This window comes from Caldibacillus debilis DSM 16016 (assembly GCF_000383875.1).
Classification (GTDB): domain Bacteria; phylum Bacillota; class Bacilli; order Bacillales; family Caldibacillaceae; genus Caldibacillus; species Caldibacillus debilis.
Genome location: NZ_KB912880.1, coordinates 251,889 through 267,154, shown reverse-complemented (window position 1 = coordinate 267,154; position 15,266 = coordinate 251,889). Strand labels below are relative to the sequence as shown.

The 15,266-nt window shown below is 53.0% G+C and carries 17 protein-coding genes; 6 read left to right on the top strand and 11 right to left on the bottom strand.

The features are described from left to right. Window positions 1–247: 247 nt before the first annotated feature. The 3 genes from A3EQ_RS0104665 to A3EQ_RS0104650 all read right to left on the bottom strand — a co-directional run bounded on the left by A3EQ_RS0104665 (window position 248) and on the right by A3EQ_RS0104650 (window position 3,774). A complete protein-coding gene (locus A3EQ_RS0104665; protein WP_020154028.1) occupies window positions 248–2,353 on the bottom strand; it encodes a peptidoglycan D,D-transpeptidase FtsI family protein in 2,106 nt (701 codons plus the stop codon). Window positions 2,354–2,531: 178 nt separating this feature from the next. Beyond that, window positions 2,532–3,140 (bottom strand): superoxide dismutase, encoded by a 609-nt coding sequence (locus A3EQ_RS0104655; RefSeq protein WP_020154026.1) that lies wholly within the window; start codon window positions 3,138–3,140, stop codon window positions 2,532–2,534. Between the two features lie 151 nt (window positions 3,141–3,291). Next, entirely contained in the window at window positions 3,292–3,774 is a 483-nt protein-coding gene (locus tag A3EQ_RS0104650; RefSeq protein WP_026499742.1) for a DUF456 domain-containing protein, read from the bottom strand. Between the two features lie 109 nt (window positions 3,775–3,883). Here A3EQ_RS0104650 and A3EQ_RS0104645 point away from each other — a divergent pair, with 109 nt between their 5' ends. The 3 genes from A3EQ_RS0104645 (at window position 3,884) to ispG (ending at window position 6,328) form a co-directional block, all read left to right on the top strand. Beyond that, window positions 3,884–4,651 carry a DUF1189 domain-containing protein gene (locus A3EQ_RS0104645; RefSeq protein ID WP_020154024.1) on the top strand — a complete coding sequence of 256 codons (768 nt, stop codon included), beginning with the start codon at window positions 3,884–3,886 and terminating at the stop codon, window positions 4,649–4,651. 161 nt (window positions 4,652–4,812) lie between these two features. Next, a complete protein-coding gene (locus A3EQ_RS20610; RefSeq protein WP_020154023.1) occupies window positions 4,813–5,154 on the top strand; it encodes a LysM peptidoglycan-binding domain-containing protein in 342 nt (113 codons plus the stop codon). 55 nt (window positions 5,155–5,209) lie between these two features. Continuing rightward, window positions 5,210–6,328, top strand: coding sequence for a flavodoxin-dependent (E)-4-hydroxy-3-methylbut-2-enyl-diphosphate synthase (gene ispG, locus A3EQ_RS0104635; protein ID WP_026499741.1), 1,119 nt, complete (start codon window positions 5,210–5,212; stop codon window positions 6,326–6,328). Between the two features lie 410 nt (window positions 6,329–6,738). Here ispG and A3EQ_RS20605 read toward each other — a convergent pair whose 3' ends face one another. From A3EQ_RS20605 to A3EQ_RS0104605, 4 genes are all read right to left on the bottom strand, one after another. Then, window positions 6,739–7,134, bottom strand: coding sequence for a DUF308 domain-containing protein (locus tag A3EQ_RS20605; protein ID WP_154652809.1), 396 nt, complete (start codon window positions 7,132–7,134; stop codon window positions 6,739–6,741). Between the two features lie 147 nt (window positions 7,135–7,281). Further along, window positions 7,282–7,698: a Fur family transcriptional regulator gene (locus tag A3EQ_RS0104615; RefSeq protein ID WP_026499740.1), complete on the bottom strand. Its 417-nt coding sequence runs from the start codon at window positions 7,696–7,698 to the stop codon at window positions 7,282–7,284. A 5-nt stretch (window positions 7,699–7,703) separates the two neighbouring features. Continuing rightward, window positions 7,704–8,558, bottom strand: a complete 855-nt coding sequence (locus tag A3EQ_RS0104610; RefSeq protein WP_020154017.1) for a metal ABC transporter permease — start codon at window positions 8,556–8,558, stop codon at window positions 7,704–7,706. Window positions 8,559–8,576: 18 nt separating this feature from the next. Next, on the bottom strand, window positions 8,577–9,317 hold the full coding sequence (locus tag A3EQ_RS0104605) for a metal ABC transporter ATP-binding protein (protein ID WP_020154016.1): 741 nt from the start codon (window positions 9,315–9,317) through the stop codon (window positions 8,577–8,579). 286 nt (window positions 9,318–9,603) lie between these two features. On the opposite strand from A3EQ_RS0104605, the gene A3EQ_RS0104595 reads away from it, so the two are divergent. Beyond that, the gene (locus A3EQ_RS0104595) at window positions 9,604–9,858 is read left to right on the top strand and encodes a DUF2624 family protein (RefSeq protein WP_020154014.1); all 255 of its coding nucleotides are present in this window, start codon (window positions 9,604–9,606) and stop codon (window positions 9,856–9,858) included. 42 nt (window positions 9,859–9,900) lie between these two features. On the opposite strand, the gene A3EQ_RS0104590 is transcribed toward A3EQ_RS0104595, so the two are convergent. Continuing rightward, a complete protein-coding gene (locus A3EQ_RS0104590) occupies window positions 9,901–10,794 on the bottom strand; it encodes a deoxyribonuclease IV (protein ID WP_020154013.1) in 894 nt (297 codons plus the stop codon). A 325-nt stretch (window positions 10,795–11,119) separates the two neighbouring features. On the opposite strand from A3EQ_RS0104590, the gene vrrA reads away from it, so the two are divergent. Next, window positions 11,120–11,584: a VrrA/YqfQ family protein gene (gene vrrA, locus A3EQ_RS21650; RefSeq protein ID WP_154652808.1), complete on the top strand. Its 465-nt coding sequence runs from the start codon at window positions 11,120–11,122 to the stop codon at window positions 11,582–11,584. Window positions 11,585–11,844: 260 nt separating this feature from the next. Then, window positions 11,845–12,801, top strand: coding sequence for a 4-hydroxy-3-methylbut-2-enyl diphosphate reductase (locus tag A3EQ_RS0104570; RefSeq protein WP_020154009.1), 957 nt, complete (start codon window positions 11,845–11,847; stop codon window positions 12,799–12,801). 52 nt (window positions 12,802–12,853) lie between these two features. Here the strand turns inward: A3EQ_RS0104570 and A3EQ_RS0104565 are convergent, their stop codons facing one another. From A3EQ_RS0104565 to cccA, 3 genes are all read right to left on the bottom strand, one after another. Beyond that, a complete protein-coding gene (locus A3EQ_RS0104565; RefSeq protein WP_026499739.1) occupies window positions 12,854–13,972 on the bottom strand; it encodes a Nif3-like dinuclear metal center hexameric protein in 1,119 nt (372 codons plus the stop codon). Next, window positions 13,893–14,678: a tRNA (adenine(22)-N(1))-methyltransferase gene (locus A3EQ_RS20595; RefSeq protein ID WP_020154007.1), complete on the bottom strand. Its 786-nt coding sequence runs from the start codon at window positions 14,676–14,678 to the stop codon at window positions 13,893–13,895. The genes A3EQ_RS0104565 and A3EQ_RS20595 overlap by 80 nt, the downstream gene beginning before the upstream one ends. Window positions 14,679–14,788: 110 nt before the next feature. After that, window positions 14,789–15,145 carry a cytochrome c550 gene (cccA, locus tag A3EQ_RS0104555; protein ID WP_020154006.1) on the bottom strand — a complete coding sequence of 119 codons (357 nt, stop codon included), beginning with the start codon at window positions 15,143–15,145 and terminating at the stop codon, window positions 14,789–14,791. Window positions 15,146–15,266: the final 121 nt, after the last annotated feature.

Below are 15,266 nucleotides of genomic sequence, written 5' to 3'. Positions count from 1 at the left end.
GGTTTTTTGCACGGTCATCCCGCTCTTGTGCCGACATGGGATACTGGCTCTGGTCAGGGGTTTGCCTCAGCCCCTCCGCACGATTCCTCACGGACATCGCACGGTCTGTCGGCTAATCCTTACCGACCGATCAGCGGCTGTATTCGGGACGTTCACCCAAAGCGTGGCGTGCTGCCACACGCACAAAAAGCGGAATCGGTCCCATGCCGATTCCGCTTTTTTAGGAGGTTTCCCTCCGTCTGTTTTTTTAGCGGTTTTCAACGGTTTGCGCCGTTTCCTCCCGGCTCTCTCCATCCGGGGCTTTTTGGCTACGCTTTTCCTTCAGTTCGAAGTATTTGTCCAGGACCCTGGAGCCGATGATGTTGTTGATCGGATACGGCGTGTTGTTTCCGTAATAGGCCCAGGGTACCATGACCGCCATGGCGATTTCCGGATCGTCAAAAGGAGCATATGCGACGAGGGTCAGATTCCAGGCCTGGTGGCCGTTGTAAAAAACGGAAGACTGGGCGGTTCCCGTTTTTCCCGCCGGATTATAGGGTTTGTTGTTGAAATAGGCGGTGGCCGTTCCCCCTGAACCGTGCATGACGAGCCAGAACCCTTCTTGCACCCGTTTTATCCATTCGTCTTTCATATCGATCTTGTTCAAGATTTCCGGCTGGACCGATTCGATGATCGGCCCCAATCCGTCCTCGTTGATTTTCGGTTCGCGGATCTCCTTCACCAGCTGGGGCTTGACCCGGTAACCGCCGTTGGCGATCGTGGAAACGTATTGGGCCATTTGCAGCGGGGTATAGGTGTCAAATTGCCCGATGGCAAAGTCCAGCATTTTTCCGGGCTCCGTCGGCATTGATTTCAAGCCGGAGATCTCGCTGTCAAACCCGATGCCCGTTTTCACCCCCAGGCCGAATTGGTTGAAATAATAGCGCATCGTGTTGATTTTTTTCAAATTTAAGGGGAGCGGGCCGTGCGGCACGTATTTTCCGCCGCCGATGGCGATGGCGATTTTAAACATGTAGACGTTGGATGACCGCTTCAGGGCCGTCAAATCGTTGATCGGCCCCATCGGGCGGGACGTCCAGGAACTTTTCGGAGGCGTGTCCTTAATGTACAGGACTTCGTCGGTCAAGACATTGTTGCCGAGGGAGATGACCCCCGTCTGGTAGCCGGTCAGCACGGTGGCCCCCTTCACCGCGGATCCCGGTTCATAGGCGGTTTGAAACGTGCCGCGGGCGAAATCCTTGATTTCTCCGCTGGACCGGTCATATTGTTTCCCGGCCAGCGACAAAATTTCCCCGGTTTTCGGGTTCATGAGGACGACAAAGGCCCGGTCGAGGGTCTGCGTCCTCGGGAGCTTGACCATATGGGTCAGCTCCTCCTCGATAATTTTTTCCACTTCCCGCTGCAGCTCGATATCGATGGTTAAGACGAGATCCTTCCCGCTTTTTCCGTCATAAAGGATCTTCGAGTCGATCACGTTGCCCTCTTTGTCGGTGACGGTCCGGACCCGGGTTTTTTCGCCCTGCAGGACGTCCTCATAAAGTTCCTCCAGGTAGCTTTTCCCGACCCGTTCGTTCAGGCTGTACCCTTTGGACGTATAATATTGGACCTTTTCTTCGGGCAATCCTTCGCTGACGTTCCCCAAAATGGAACTCAGCGTGCCGTCAAAGGTTTTTTTCCTCTCCCAATCGGTGGTGATGTCGACCCCGGGCAGATCGCTCAAATTTTCGCTAACAAGGGCGTATTCCTGATCGGTGACGTTTTGGTTTTTGATGATGGTCGGCGTCAACGCCACCGCCTGGTACATCTTCCGGTAGATGCTGGCCATGTTTTTGTCGACGGATTTGATTTCTTCGTCCGTAATCCGCTCAAGCTTCAGCTGATACAATTCTTCGTCGCTGATTTCCTCGTTTTTGTATTTTTGGCGTTCTTCCTCCGTAATCTTTTCCTCGCCGTTATTGTGCATTAAAATCCACAGATCCTTCAAATCCCTTTCCGTGACCGCCTTGATGTCCTTGTCATTCATCTTGATCAGCTTGGACAGCTTCTGGGCGGTCTCCAACAGATCCTTCGGCTGGGGATTTTTCGGCGGGGTGTAGGTGATCGCCTTCTGCGGGACGTTGTAGACGAGTTTTACCCCGTTCCGGTCATAGATTTCTCCCCGGGGGGCCGAATAATTCACCGACGTTTCATCGGTCCGCTCCACCTGCTTCTTAAATTCTTCCCCCTCGACGATCTGCACGACGCCCAGTCGCAAAATCAGCAGGGAAAAAAGGAGGAAAACGGCAAGGAACAGGATATTGATCCGGACGAACAAAAAGTTTTTCTTTTTTTTCTTCGCATGCCGCTGTTTCAACGGAAACGCCCTCCCCCTTATTTCTTATCTTATTGTAACGGATCGTTCCGCCGTTTTCCATGGAAAACATTTAAAAGCTTCATCCCGGGTTTCCGTTCCCTTCGTTCCCGTCCTTCAGCCGGCATTTTCCCGAACATAAAAAAAGGCAGGGAGGTCCCTGCCGGAAGGTGAGAAATGCTTATTTCGCCTGTTGGTATCTCTTGGCCACCTCGTCCCAGTTGACGATGTTCCAAAACGCGGCGATGTATTCGGGACGGCGGTTTTGGTATTTCAAATAATAGGCGTGTTCCCAAACATCCAGCCCCAGAATCGGGGTTTTCCCTTCCATCAACGGGTTGTCTTGGTTCGGTGTGCTCAAAACTTCCAATTCGCCGTTGTTGACGACAAGCCAGGCCCAACCGGAACCGAAGCGGCCCGTTGCCGCCTTCGTGAATTCATCTTTAAAGGCAGTGAAGCTGCCGAATTTCTTTTCGATGGCTTCCCGCAATTCCCCGGTCGGTTCGCCGCCGCCGTTCGGCGAAAGGATTTGCCAGAACAGGGAATGGTTGGCGTGCCCTCCCCCGTTGTTGCGGACAGCGGTGCGGATGCTTTCCGGAACTTGATCAAGGTTTTGGATGAGTTCTTCGACGGATTTATTCAACAATTCCGGATGTCCTTCCAGCGCGCTGTTTAAATTGGTGACATACGTATTGTGGTGTTTCGTGTGGTGGATGTTCATCGTTTCTTTATCGATGTAGGGCTCCAGCGCATCGTAGGCATACGGCAATGCCGGCAGTTGAAATGCCATATTCAATACCTCCCGAATATTGATTTGCTTCAGCGTCCCGCTAAAGCATCTAAATAAAGAGTAGCAAAATTGAAAAAAAGATTCAAATAGGATGAAATCAATTTTACACCATATCCGTAGTGCAAACTCCGGGCGGCATTTTCACGGCACCTTACAGGACGAGGGCGAGAAAGTAGACGATCAGGGCCAGCAGGACGAGGGATTTGAACAGAACGCTCCCGATCAAGCTGACGGCGGAACCGGCGCCGACTTTCAAGGCCTCCTCCCACGGCTTTTTGGAAATGGCGACCTCGGCGATCACCGCCCCCAAAAAGGGACCGATCACAATCCCCGCGAAGGGGATGATAAAGGGCCCCAACAGAAGCCCGGCCGTGCTTCCCAAAATCGCCGCCTTCGACCCGCCGAATTTTTTCACGCCGAGGGCATTCGCCAAATAATCGGCCAGGAACAGCAGCAGGACGGAAAAAGCGACAACGAGCCAAAAGGATGCGTTTAACGGTTCAAAGGTAAAAAACAGGCCGTAGCAAAGAAAGGCCGCGACCAGAAACAGGGCTCCCGGCAAAAGCGGGAAGATAAACCCGAGAAAAGCGAGAAACAGCAAAAAAAGAATGATCAGCCAATAGAGGATCTCCATTTTTTTCACCCGCCAGCACCTGGAATTGACAAGAATGGAATTGAACACTCCATGTCAACATAATAAAATAAAACATGTAGAAAATTCAAAAGAAAAAGGATGTGTTTTCGTGAACATTTTCAAGCAGTTATTCGTCAGCTTATACTCCCCGAAAGATATCGCCCGGTTCCGCCTGCAAAAAACGGGCAAGACGATCCTCTATGTTTTGCTCTTGACCGTCATTACAATCCTGCCCGTATTTTTCCATACCGCCTCCTTCTTCAACAAGAGTTTGTCCGAGGCGGAAAACATCGTCAAAAACCGGTTGCCCGACTTTTCTATCGAAGAGGGGACGTTGACATCGGATGCCGGTGAACCGGTCACCATCAACACGGCGGGGCTCACCTTCGTGCTCGACAGCACGGGCGAACTTTTGCCCGAGGATCTGGAAGAAAATTCCGTCGCCCTGCTGAAGAATGAAATGGCCATCAACAGCCAAGGCCAGCTGGAAGTGATTCCCTATTCCACCTTCGGGATCGACAACCTGTCGAAAGATCAATTGCTCGACTTTTTATCCGTCATCCAATCCGTAAAAGGGCTGATCGGCTTCCTGTTCTTCCTCTTCATCTACATTTCCCAAATCGTGGGACGGCTTTTGCAGATCACTATCCTGGCATTGATCGGCCTCATTTTAAGCAGAGCCATGGCAAAGGGGCTCGCCTACGGCCAATTGTGGAAAATGAGCGCCTACAGCATCACCTTGCCCGCCGTCTTTTTCATGATCATGAACATCTTTCTCGCCAATGTTCCCTTCTCCTTCTGGATCAATTGGGGCGTGATGATCATCATGCTGTACCTGTCCCTGAAGGAAGTCCGGGAGGAAGAAAACCCGGCCTGAAAGGCGGGCCTCCCGTCCGCCGCCCTTTCAAGAGGAGCCTTTCCGGCTCTTTTTTTTTGTGAAAAAATCTAGCAGCGGGTCTGAAAAGATAAGAGGGAGAATATATAAAAATTAAGGAAGATCCTTCCTGAAAAATTTACCGAAATCCCGAAGGTGGTTCGATGAAACGGTTGTTCCTTCTTTTCATCTCTCTCTTGATCGTCTATTCCGTCTTTTACGATTTGAAGCACGGGACATTGCCCAAGGCAGGGGAACCGGCAGCGGAGGAAGAATCCGGGATCCCCTACGTGGAAGTTTCCGTCAAAAACGGGGATACCTTGCTTTCGATCATCGAAAACTTGGAAGGCTTTCCGGAACATGTGGAAATCAGCCGGATCGTGGAAGATTTCATGGGATTGAACGGCGGATTGAAACCGGAACAAATGAAACCGGGGAAGACTTATAAAATTCCCGTTTATCCCGGGGAAAGGAGTTCTTCCTTGTCAATTTCCGAAAATCATTGATAAAATAATGACATAAACAGGATTTCCAATTCATTTTTTAAAGGAGCGAACCATGTTGGGTGAAATCATCCATCGTTCAAAAACCCGTCCGGTACGGGTGGGAAATTTAACGATCGGCGGAAGCAATACATTATATATACAGAGCATGACGACGACAAAGACCCACGATGTGGAGGCGACGGTGAAGCAAATTCACCGGCTGGAAGAGGCGGGCTGCCAAATCGTCCGGGTGGCGGTGCCTGACGAGCGGGCGGCAAACGCCATTCCGGAAATTAAAAAAAGGATTCATATTCCCCTCGTCGCCGATATCCATTTTGACTACAAACTGGCGTTAAAGGCGATCGAAGGGGGCGTCGACAAAATCCGCATCAACCCCGGCAACATCGGGAAGAGGGAAAAGGTGGAAGCCGTCGTAAAGGCGGCCAAGGAACGGGGAATCCCGATCCGGATCGGGGTGAATGCCGGATCGCTGGAAAAAAGGATCCTGCAAAAATACGGCTACCCGACGGCGGACGGAATGGTGGAAAGCGCCCTCGATCACATTCGGATTTTGGAGGAACTGGATTTTCATGACATCATCGTCTCCCTGAAGGCCTCCGATATCCGCCTGGCGGTGGAGGCCTATGAAAAGGCGGCGAGAACCTTCGATTACCCGCTCCATTTGGGCATCACCGAATCGGGAACCTTGTTTTCCGGCACGATCAAGAGCGCGGCCGGCCTCGGCATCTTGCTGAACAAAGGGATCGGAAACACGATCCGGATTTCCTTGAGCGCCGACCCGGTGGAAGAAGTGAAGGTGGCCAAGGAACTGTTGAAGATTTTCGGTCTGGCCTCCAATGCCCCGACGTTGATCGCCTGCCCGACCTGCGGACGGATCGAAATCGATTTGATTAAAATCGCCAACGAGATCGAGGAATATCTGCAAAATATCAAAGCCCCCATCAAGGTTTCCATCCTGGGCTGCGCGGTGAACGGCCCCGGCGAAGCGCGGGAAGCCGACATCGGGATCGCCGGCGCCCGGGGAGAAGGACTGTTGTTCCGGAAAGGAAAAATCATCCGCAAGGTCCCCGAAGAAACGATGGTGGAAGAGCTGAAAAAAGAAATCGACAAACTGGCGGAGGAATACATGCGGAAGTCGGAAGAAACGGAGGCGTCCGCCGAGATCAAGTCCTGAAGAACGGGATCCCTGTCCCGGCGCAATCGGCCTGCCGTTGCCGGACGCTGCAAAAAGCGCCGCCGGACACGGCAAAAGGCGCCCGAAAGATGGAATCCGTTGCGGGATGCCCGTTTTCCGCCGGCGGAACGGGCGCCAGCCGGCTCTCCCGCAATACCCCCGCTTGATCCGGCAAAACCGGTCATCACGGAACGGAAAAATTTACGGGCTGAAGACAACCCCCCTTTTGAACCGAAGGTTCAGAAGGGGTTTTGTTATGAATAAAGGCAATAAGAGCACGCGCAAGCCCCTCATGCTTTGCGAAAAAACCGAAAAAAGCCTGCAGACCTTCGTGCCCGGCCCGCAAGCTGAAATAAGGTCTTGACTGCAAAGTCAAGACCTTATTTTTAAGGTTGCTCCCAATCCGTTTGTTAGTAAAACGGTGCGATGAAAAGCCCGATGATGACGGACAAAATGCCGATGCCGATCGCCCAGTTCCCGAGGGTCCGCGCCTCCCTGTTCCGGGAGACCACCCCCAAGATGATGGCGACGGCACCGAGGAATACCGGCATGACAAACAAGGAAAGGATGGCCAGGGCGATGGCCAAATACCCGAACCAAAGGCCGTTTCCTTCGCTTTCATCGCGGTGGCGGTTTGTCCTGTCCTTTCTCACCTCGGGCGCAAATTCTGCCGCTGATTCAGCGTTGTAGCTGGCGGCGGGATGTCCGGGATCATCGTACATCTTTTCCATAAAGTCGTCCGTATCATAGTTGAAATCGGGTGGCTTCGCGTTTCGTCCCCTGGTTGCTGGATTCTGGTCTTCCACCGTTATCCCTCGCTTTCAGGATCGGGAGCATTTATTAGTATTGATCCCAAACTTTCTTTTCACTATAGCAATGTTTGACTGCCGGTAGAAAAATTTCCATATCGCTCCCGTTCCCCCGAAAAAATCAAAAAACATGATCGCATCCGATCATGTTTTTTGGCATTCCGGGCAATACCCGTATACCTCAAATTTGTGGCCGGCGATCGAGAAGCCGTCGAAATTTTCATCCAAGGCGAACATCGGGCACGTCTTAATTTCCTTCGTCTTTCCGCATTCCAGGCAGATGAAATGATGATGATGCTCCTCTTTCGAGCAGGCGATGCGGAAATGCTTCTCATTGTCCAGCTCCGTCGCTTCCAAGATCCCGAGCTGCTGGAAAAGGGAAAGATTCCGGTAGATCGTGTCAAAACTCAAATTGGGGTACATCCCCTTGAGCCCCTGCTGCACATCCTTCGCCGTCAAATACCTTTCGTTTTTGGCAAAAAATTTCAAAAGCTCCTCCCTTTTTCCCGTATATTTGTACCCGTTCTCCTTCAAAACGCGGATCGCTTCTGCCACATTCATGTCCATCAACCCCTTCCGACCGTTCTTCGTGCTTTTAATGTCCTCTCGTTCAAAAGGGAGAACAATAGCAGGATTCCCGAAATGACGACGATCGTTCCGCCGGGGGCCAAATCCAGGTAATAGGAGGCCAAAAGCCCGGCGATGACCGAAATTTCCCCGAAAACGACGGACAAAACGACCGCGCCGCGGAAACTTTTCGCGAGGCGCATGGCGGAGGCGACGGGCAAAGTCATCAGCGAAGAAACGAGCAAAACCCCGACGATGCGGATGGAGACGCTGACGACCACCGCGGCCAAAACGATGAAAACGAGCTGGAGGGCCCGGACGGGAAGCCCGCTTGTTTTTCCATAATCTTCATCAAAAGAAAGGAGGAAAAACTCCTTGAACAGCAGAAAAACGGCCGCCGTCACCGCCAGCGTCAGCAGGAGAACGACGAGAAAATCGAAACGGGTGACCGCGTTGATGCTGCCGAACAGAAATCCGTACAAATCGGAGGTAAAACCGTTGGCCAGGGAGATGAAAATAACCCCCAAACCGATACCGAGGGACATGATGACCGGTATGGCCAGTTCTTCATGGGATTTATACACCGTCCGGAATTTTTCGATGAGGAGCGCCCCGCAAACCGCAAAACCCATTCCCGCATACAAAGGATTGATCCACTGCAGGGAAGGGAAGAGCCGCCCGATCCATAAACTCGCCGCGATTCCCGACAAGGTGACGTGGCTTAAGGCGTCGGCGATGAGGGAAAGCCTCCGCAGCACGATGAAGACGCCCAACAGAGGGGCCACCCAGCCGATGAAGATTCCCGTGAGGAAGGCATTTTGCAGAAATTCGTAGCGAAACAGCTCAGAAATCATCGTTCTTTCCCCTTTTCGTCAATATGCGTCCAAGCCGTAAAAACGCAAAAAATCCTCGTTTTTTAACCGGCGAAATTCCCCGGCATTTCCCAGGAAATGGATCGTTCGGTTCAAGTAGGCGATCTGGCTGGTCACCGGCAGCACCGGAGCGATGTCATGGGTGACGAGGAGCAGGGTCAACCGGGTTTCCCGGTTCAGCTTTTTTAAAACCTCCATCAGGGCGTCGACGATTTTGACGTCCACGCCGGCCGTCGGTTCATCCAGGACCAAAAGCTCCGGCTTGCCCACGAGGGCCCGGGCGATAAAAACTCGCTGCTGCTCCCCGCCCGACAACGCCCCGATGTTTTGCCCGGCGTATCTTTCCATGTCCACCGCCCGCAACGCTTCCATCACCTGATCCTTCGCCTCTTTCGGATAAAAACGGAAGAGGCCCGTCCTCTTGGCCAATCCGCTCCGGACCACTTCGAATGCGGTGGCGGGAAAGTGGATGGAACGATTGGCCTTTTGGGATACGTATCCGATTTTTTCCCATTCCTTAAACTCCTCCACCCTTTTTCCGAACAGGCGGATTTCCCCTTCCCGGCATTTCAACAAACCCGTGATCAATTTCAAAAGGGTCGATTTCCCGGAACCGTTCGGTCCGACGATCGTCAGGAACGTGCCCCGCGGAACGGATAAGGTAATATTTTCGAGCACCTTCGTTTCATCGTACCGGTAGGATACATTTTTCACTTCGATGATCGTTTCGCTTTCGCTCATAGTTTCACCCGAATTTATTTCAGAATCATTCCGATTTACATCTCAAGTATAAAGGAGAAGCCTTCTTTTGTAAAGAACGGGGAAAAGAACATTTTCCCCCGCAAATGGAGGGGCGCATCCTGTTTCCGAGAGGGGCAAAACGGTTTGCGGCAAATCGCGCCGCCCCGGAAATGCCCGCAGGCAAAAACCGGTCCCGGGGAAAACCTTCCGCGGGGGAAGTTCCCGGCGGATCGCGGATACACGCCGCCGCTTTTCCCCACATATATTTGATTTAGGAGGGGAGATCATGGGATTTTTGGAAAACTTGATTCAGATGAAGCTGAAGACGGCCACCGGAAAGGACGTGATGAAAATCAGCCGGGCCTTTGAACTGGGGATCAATGAAGCGGCGGCTGAAAAGATCGCCGCCTACCTGCGGAAAAACCCGGTCAATATCCTGAACCATTCGGACCGGTTGAAGCTGGTCAAAGAAATTTCCAGGATTGCCGGTGAGCAGCCGGCCAAAAAAATTTACCGCATCCTTTCGGAATTGACCCGTTAAAAAATCCTCTGTCACTTTGCAAAAGGTGACAGAGGAACATTTTTATTCCCGGACGATCTTTTCCAGCAGATTTTCGTCGAATTCCTTTTTTCGCAGCATTTCGATCTCAAATTTATAGGGCGGCTTTTTCTTGTTTTTGTCCTCGCCCACATAGGGGGTTTCCAAGATTTTCGGGATCTCTTCCAATTGGGGATGATGGACGATGTAGTTCAAGGCGTCGAAGCCGATGTGGCCGAAGCCGATATTTTCGTGGCGGTCCTTCCGCGATCCCCGGGGATTTTTGCTGTCGTTGATGTGAAGCACCTTCAAACGGTCGAGCCCGATGATCCGGTCGAATTCCTCCAGCACCCCGTCAAAGTCGTCCCGGATGTTGTACCCCGCATCGTGGGTATGGCAAGTATCAAAACAGACGGACAAAAATTCGTTATGGGTGACCCCGTCGATGATCCTGGCGATTTCCTCAAAGGATTTTCCGCACTCGGAACCTTTCCCGGCCATCGTCTCCAGGGCGATCTCCACATCCTGGTCCTTCGTGATCACTTCGTTTAATCCTTCGATAATCTTTTGGATGCCCTTTTCTTCCCCCGCGCCCACATGGCTGCCCGGATGGAGGACGATTTGCTTGGCGCCGATCGCCTTCGTCCGTTCGATTTCCGAACGGAGAAAATCCACCCCCAAGCGGAAAGTTGCCTTGTTCGCCGTATTGGCGATGTTGATGATGTAAGGGGCGTGGACGACGATCTCGACAATGCCGTGTTCCTTGGCGTGCTGCAGCCCCTTTTCGATATTCAGCTCCTCGATTTTTTTTCTTTTTGTATTTTGCGGCGCGCCGGTATAGATCATAAAGGCGGTGGCGCCGTAGGAAGCCGCTTCTTCGCTGGCGGCCAAAAGCATCTTCGCACCGTTCATCGAAACGTGGGATCCAATGATCAGCATCGTATTCTCCTCTCACTTTTCCATCAATCTTTTAAGGCTATTTTACCCTTTTTTTCCGCCTTTGTCTGTTCTTTCGCATCCCGTTTTCCTGCCGGCGCGTTTCCGCCCTCGCGGCGGTCCGGAAGTGCCGGGCCTTTTTCCCGGGAAGGACGACTGACAAAAACCGGTTACCCGTCATATTGTATTACAGGATCTTTGTATCATTTCCACCCGAAAGGAGGCCACAATTTTGCCGCCCCCCTACAGACAACCGAATCTTCCCGGCATCTTTCCCCGCGCCCAGGGAAATCTTCCGCCGAACCGGCCGTTTTTTGCGGCGGGAAGAATGCAGCCGTTTCGGCAGGGCGGGCTGCTTTCCAGGATCTTGCAAAGGCAGCCCGCCCGAATCCAACACCCCTATTCCCTCTTTTCCTTCGGCCCTGGCCAGGCGCAAACCGGATCCGGCCTTTTGCAGGGGCTGACGAACCCCCAAAGGATCTCGAACGTCCTCCGGCAGACCCAGCAATTTTTGCAGGCCGCCCAGCAAATTACGCCGATGATCCAGCAATACGGGCCGATCGTCCGCAATTTGCCTTCCTTTTTGAAAATCTACAGGGAAATGAAAGCCGGCGGGAACGAAGGCACCGATCCGGCGGACGGCGAACCGCCGGAAGGAAGTAAGGAGCCGAACCCCGAAGGGGCGGATCCTTCCGGCGAAGGGAAGCAAAAGGACGGAAAAAGGAAAAACGGAAAGAAAAAAAGGACGAAACGGATGGAAACGAAACCTTCCGTTCCGAAGTTATACATCTAGGCGTCCCCAATCCGCCGCCAGCAGGAGAGACGGCCGAAACCGGGGACATCCCGTGAAAGGACGCCCGAATTTTTGTAAACTTTCCGGAGACCGGCGCAAGCGAAAAAAATTTTTTCCGCGCCCTTGCGGTCCCGCCGAAAGGCGGGCGTTCCCATCCGGCATCGGCAAAGGATCCGGCCGCGGGAGCTCGCTTTTGAAACTTTTTTGTTCCTCCGATATAATAGAGTAAAGGTTTATAAGGAAATCACGGGAGGAACGATATGGAAGTCATTAAAATCTCACCGCGGGGATATTGTTACGGCGTTGTCGACGCGATGGTCATCGCCCGCAATGCCGCTTTGGATAAAACGCTGCCGAGGCCGATCCATATTTTGGGCATGATCGTCCATAATAAGCATGTGACGGATGCTTTTAAGGAAGAGGGGATCATCACCCTGGACGGGGAAAACCGGAAGGCGATATTGGAAAAAATCGACAAGGGCACGGTCATTTTTACCGCCCACGGCGTCTCGCCCGAAGTCCGGGAATTGGCGAAGAAAAAGGGATTGGTCACCATCGACGCCACCTGCCCGGACGTTACGAAAACCCATATCCTCATCGAAGAAAAAACGAAACAGGGCTATGAGGTCATCTACATCGGCAAAAAAGGCCATCCCGAACCGGAGGGAGCGGTCGGCGTCGCTCCCCATGCGGTGCATCTTGTGGAGACGAAGGAAGATGTGGAGGCCCTCGAGATCAAGAGCGACAAGATCATCGTCACCAATCAGACGACGATGAGCCAGTGGGATGTTCAGGAAATCATGGATTTTGTCATCGAAAAATACCCGCATGCGGAAAAATACAACGAGATCTGTCTCGCGACCCAAGTGCGGCAGGAGGCCGTCGCCACCCAGGCGAAGGACGCCGATGTGCTGATCGTGGTCGGCGACCCGCGGAGCAACAACTCCAATCGGCTGGCCCAAGTCTCCGAAGAAATCGCCGGGACGAAGGCCTACCGGGTGGCGGATGTCACCGAGATCGAGATCGAATGGATCAAGGACGCCAAAAAGGTGGCGGTCACGGCGGGGGCTTCCACGCCGACGCCGATCACCCGGGAAGTGATCGAGTTCCTCGAACAATTCGATCCCAACGACCCGTCGACTTGGAAGAGGGAAAGAAAAGTCCCGCTGTCCAAGATTTTGCCGAAGGTAAAAAAGGTGAACCGGAACGCAACATAAAAACGGGGTGCAAACGGGCTGCACCCCATCTTTTTTTGCGTCTTTTTTCAGCTTATACAAAGCGGAAAGGATCGGTCGGCGGCTCCGAGGGCAGGGCCTCGGCGTCCAGGCCGGCTTCGCGGAAAAGCCGGTTCAATTTTTCCGCCGTCTGTTCCTTCATCACATGTTCCATGTGATGGCCGGGATCGATGATATTCAGCCCGGCCATCAGGGCATCGTGTGCCGTATGGTAATAGACGTCGCCCGTGATGTAAACATCCGCGCCCTTTTCTTTCGCATATGAAAAGAACTTATTGCCGTCGCCGCCCAAAACGGCCACCTTCCGCACCCGGTGACCCGGGTTGCCGACAACCCGTACGGCCTTTGCCCGCAAGGCTTTTTTCACAAACTCCGCATATTCGTCAAGGCCCATCTCCTCGTGGGCGATTCCGATCCGGCCGAGCCCCAGTTTCATCCCTTCGTTCTCCAACGGATAAATGTCATAGGCAGGCTCTTCATACGGATGGCTTTCCAGCATCCGGGCGATGACCTGCTTCTCGATCGTTTCCGGGAAAATCGTTTCGAGCCGCACTTCTTCCACTTCTTCCAGCTTTCCCGGCCGCCCGATGAAGGGATTCGTATTCTCCCCGGGCAAAAACCGCCCGATCCCCTCAGCGGCAAAGGAACAATAGCTGTAGTTGCCGATGGCGCCCGCCCCCGCCTTGCCGAGGGCGTCGATGACCGGCTGCAAATGGTCCTTCGGGACGAAGCAAACCAGCTTTTTCAGCGGAATTTCCTTCGTGGGAACCAGCGGTTCCGCATCCCGCAATTGCAGCCTTTCGCACAGCATGTCATTGACGCCGCCGGGGGCCACGTCCAAATTGGTGTGGGCCGCGTATACGGCGATATCGTGTTTGATCAGTTTTTCGATCATCTTCCCGTACCGCCCGTCCAGATCGATGGCGGAAAGGGGACGGTAAATGACCGGGTGATGGGCGACGATCATTTGCGCGTCCTTTTCGATGGCTTCATCCACCACATGTTCCAGCACATCCAAGGCCGCAAGCACCCGTTTCACATTCCGGTTGAGCGAACCGATTTGCAGGCCGATCTTATCCCCTTCCATCGCGTAGCTCTTCGGGGCGAAGCTCTCCATCAGGCGGACAACATCTTGAACCGTCGCTTGTTTCATCGGGGAATTCCTCCTCGTACCATCGGATATATTGGGCGAGTTCCCGTTTTTTTTCGCGGACGGACGCCGTCTCCTTCGCAAAACGCAAACGGTCGGAAACGGCTTCCCAGTCCCCTTTCTCCCGCCTCCATTTTTCCCGGAAGGCGGGGGATTTTTCCCGGAGCAAAAAGGGGCCGAATAAAAGTTCCTTTTGCAAATGCCGGTACGGCCGATAGGGGTCGCCCTTTTCCGCGGCTAAAATCTCGTAAAATTGCCCGTCCTCTTCCAAAATTTCCTCGCCGATCAATTCCCAGCCGTTTTGCAGGAACCATTCCCGGACCTTTCGCGCCCCCACGTTCGGCTGGACGACCAGCCTTTTTACGCCGTTCAGCCTGTCCTTTCCCGCTTCGAGGATGTTGGCGATCAGCGTCCCTCCCATGCCGGCGACCGTGATGCAGCCGATCTGATCCTGTTCATCGATGACGCTCAGACCGTCCCCTTTGCGCAACTCGATCTTCCCTTCCAGCCCCGCTTCCCGAACATTTTTGCCGGCCCGTTCGAAGGGCCCTTGGGCGGCTTCGGTGGCGATCACCTTCGCCGCTTTTCCCGTCCGGATGATATGGATGGGCAAATAGGCGTGATCCGTCCCGATATCGCAGACGATGCTGCCCGGCAGCACGAACCGGGAGACGGCCGCTAAACGCCGCGAGAGTCCGATGTTTTTCATCTCATCACCTTTTTGTACAAATTGCCGCATCATTCGGCGAATGGCCAGTTTTCCGGGGATTTCCCCTTTTCAGACAAAAAACTGACCCGCTAAAGAGTCAGTTTTCCAGGCTATTTCAACGACATCAGCCATTTTGCCATGGCATCCAATTGATTGTCGGGGACAAGTCCCGCAGGCATTTGCCCTCTTCCGTTTTTCAAGACGTCTTTGATTTCATCCTCCGACAACCGGCTGCCCACACCCTTCAAAGCGGGTCCGACGCCCCCCTGATATTGGTCGCCGTGGCAGCTGCTGCAGTTTTGCTTGTAGAAGTCTTCCGGAGCGGTGGCAACCGTCTCGTTCCCCTTATTTTCCTCTTTCCCGGCTTTTTCCGTTCCCTGGTTCAACCCCATAAACGAAAGGGCGAAAATCAGTCCGATCCCGAAGACCATAATGAGCAGATACGGGACAATCGCATTATGCCTCATACCTTTTTTCTCCCCTTTATGTATGTTGTTGCGTCAAGAACCGTTTAAACACTTTTATTGTACTTGAAAAAAAGAAGAAGGGGAAGAGTTTGGCACTATCGAAATAGTTTTTTTCAAAAAT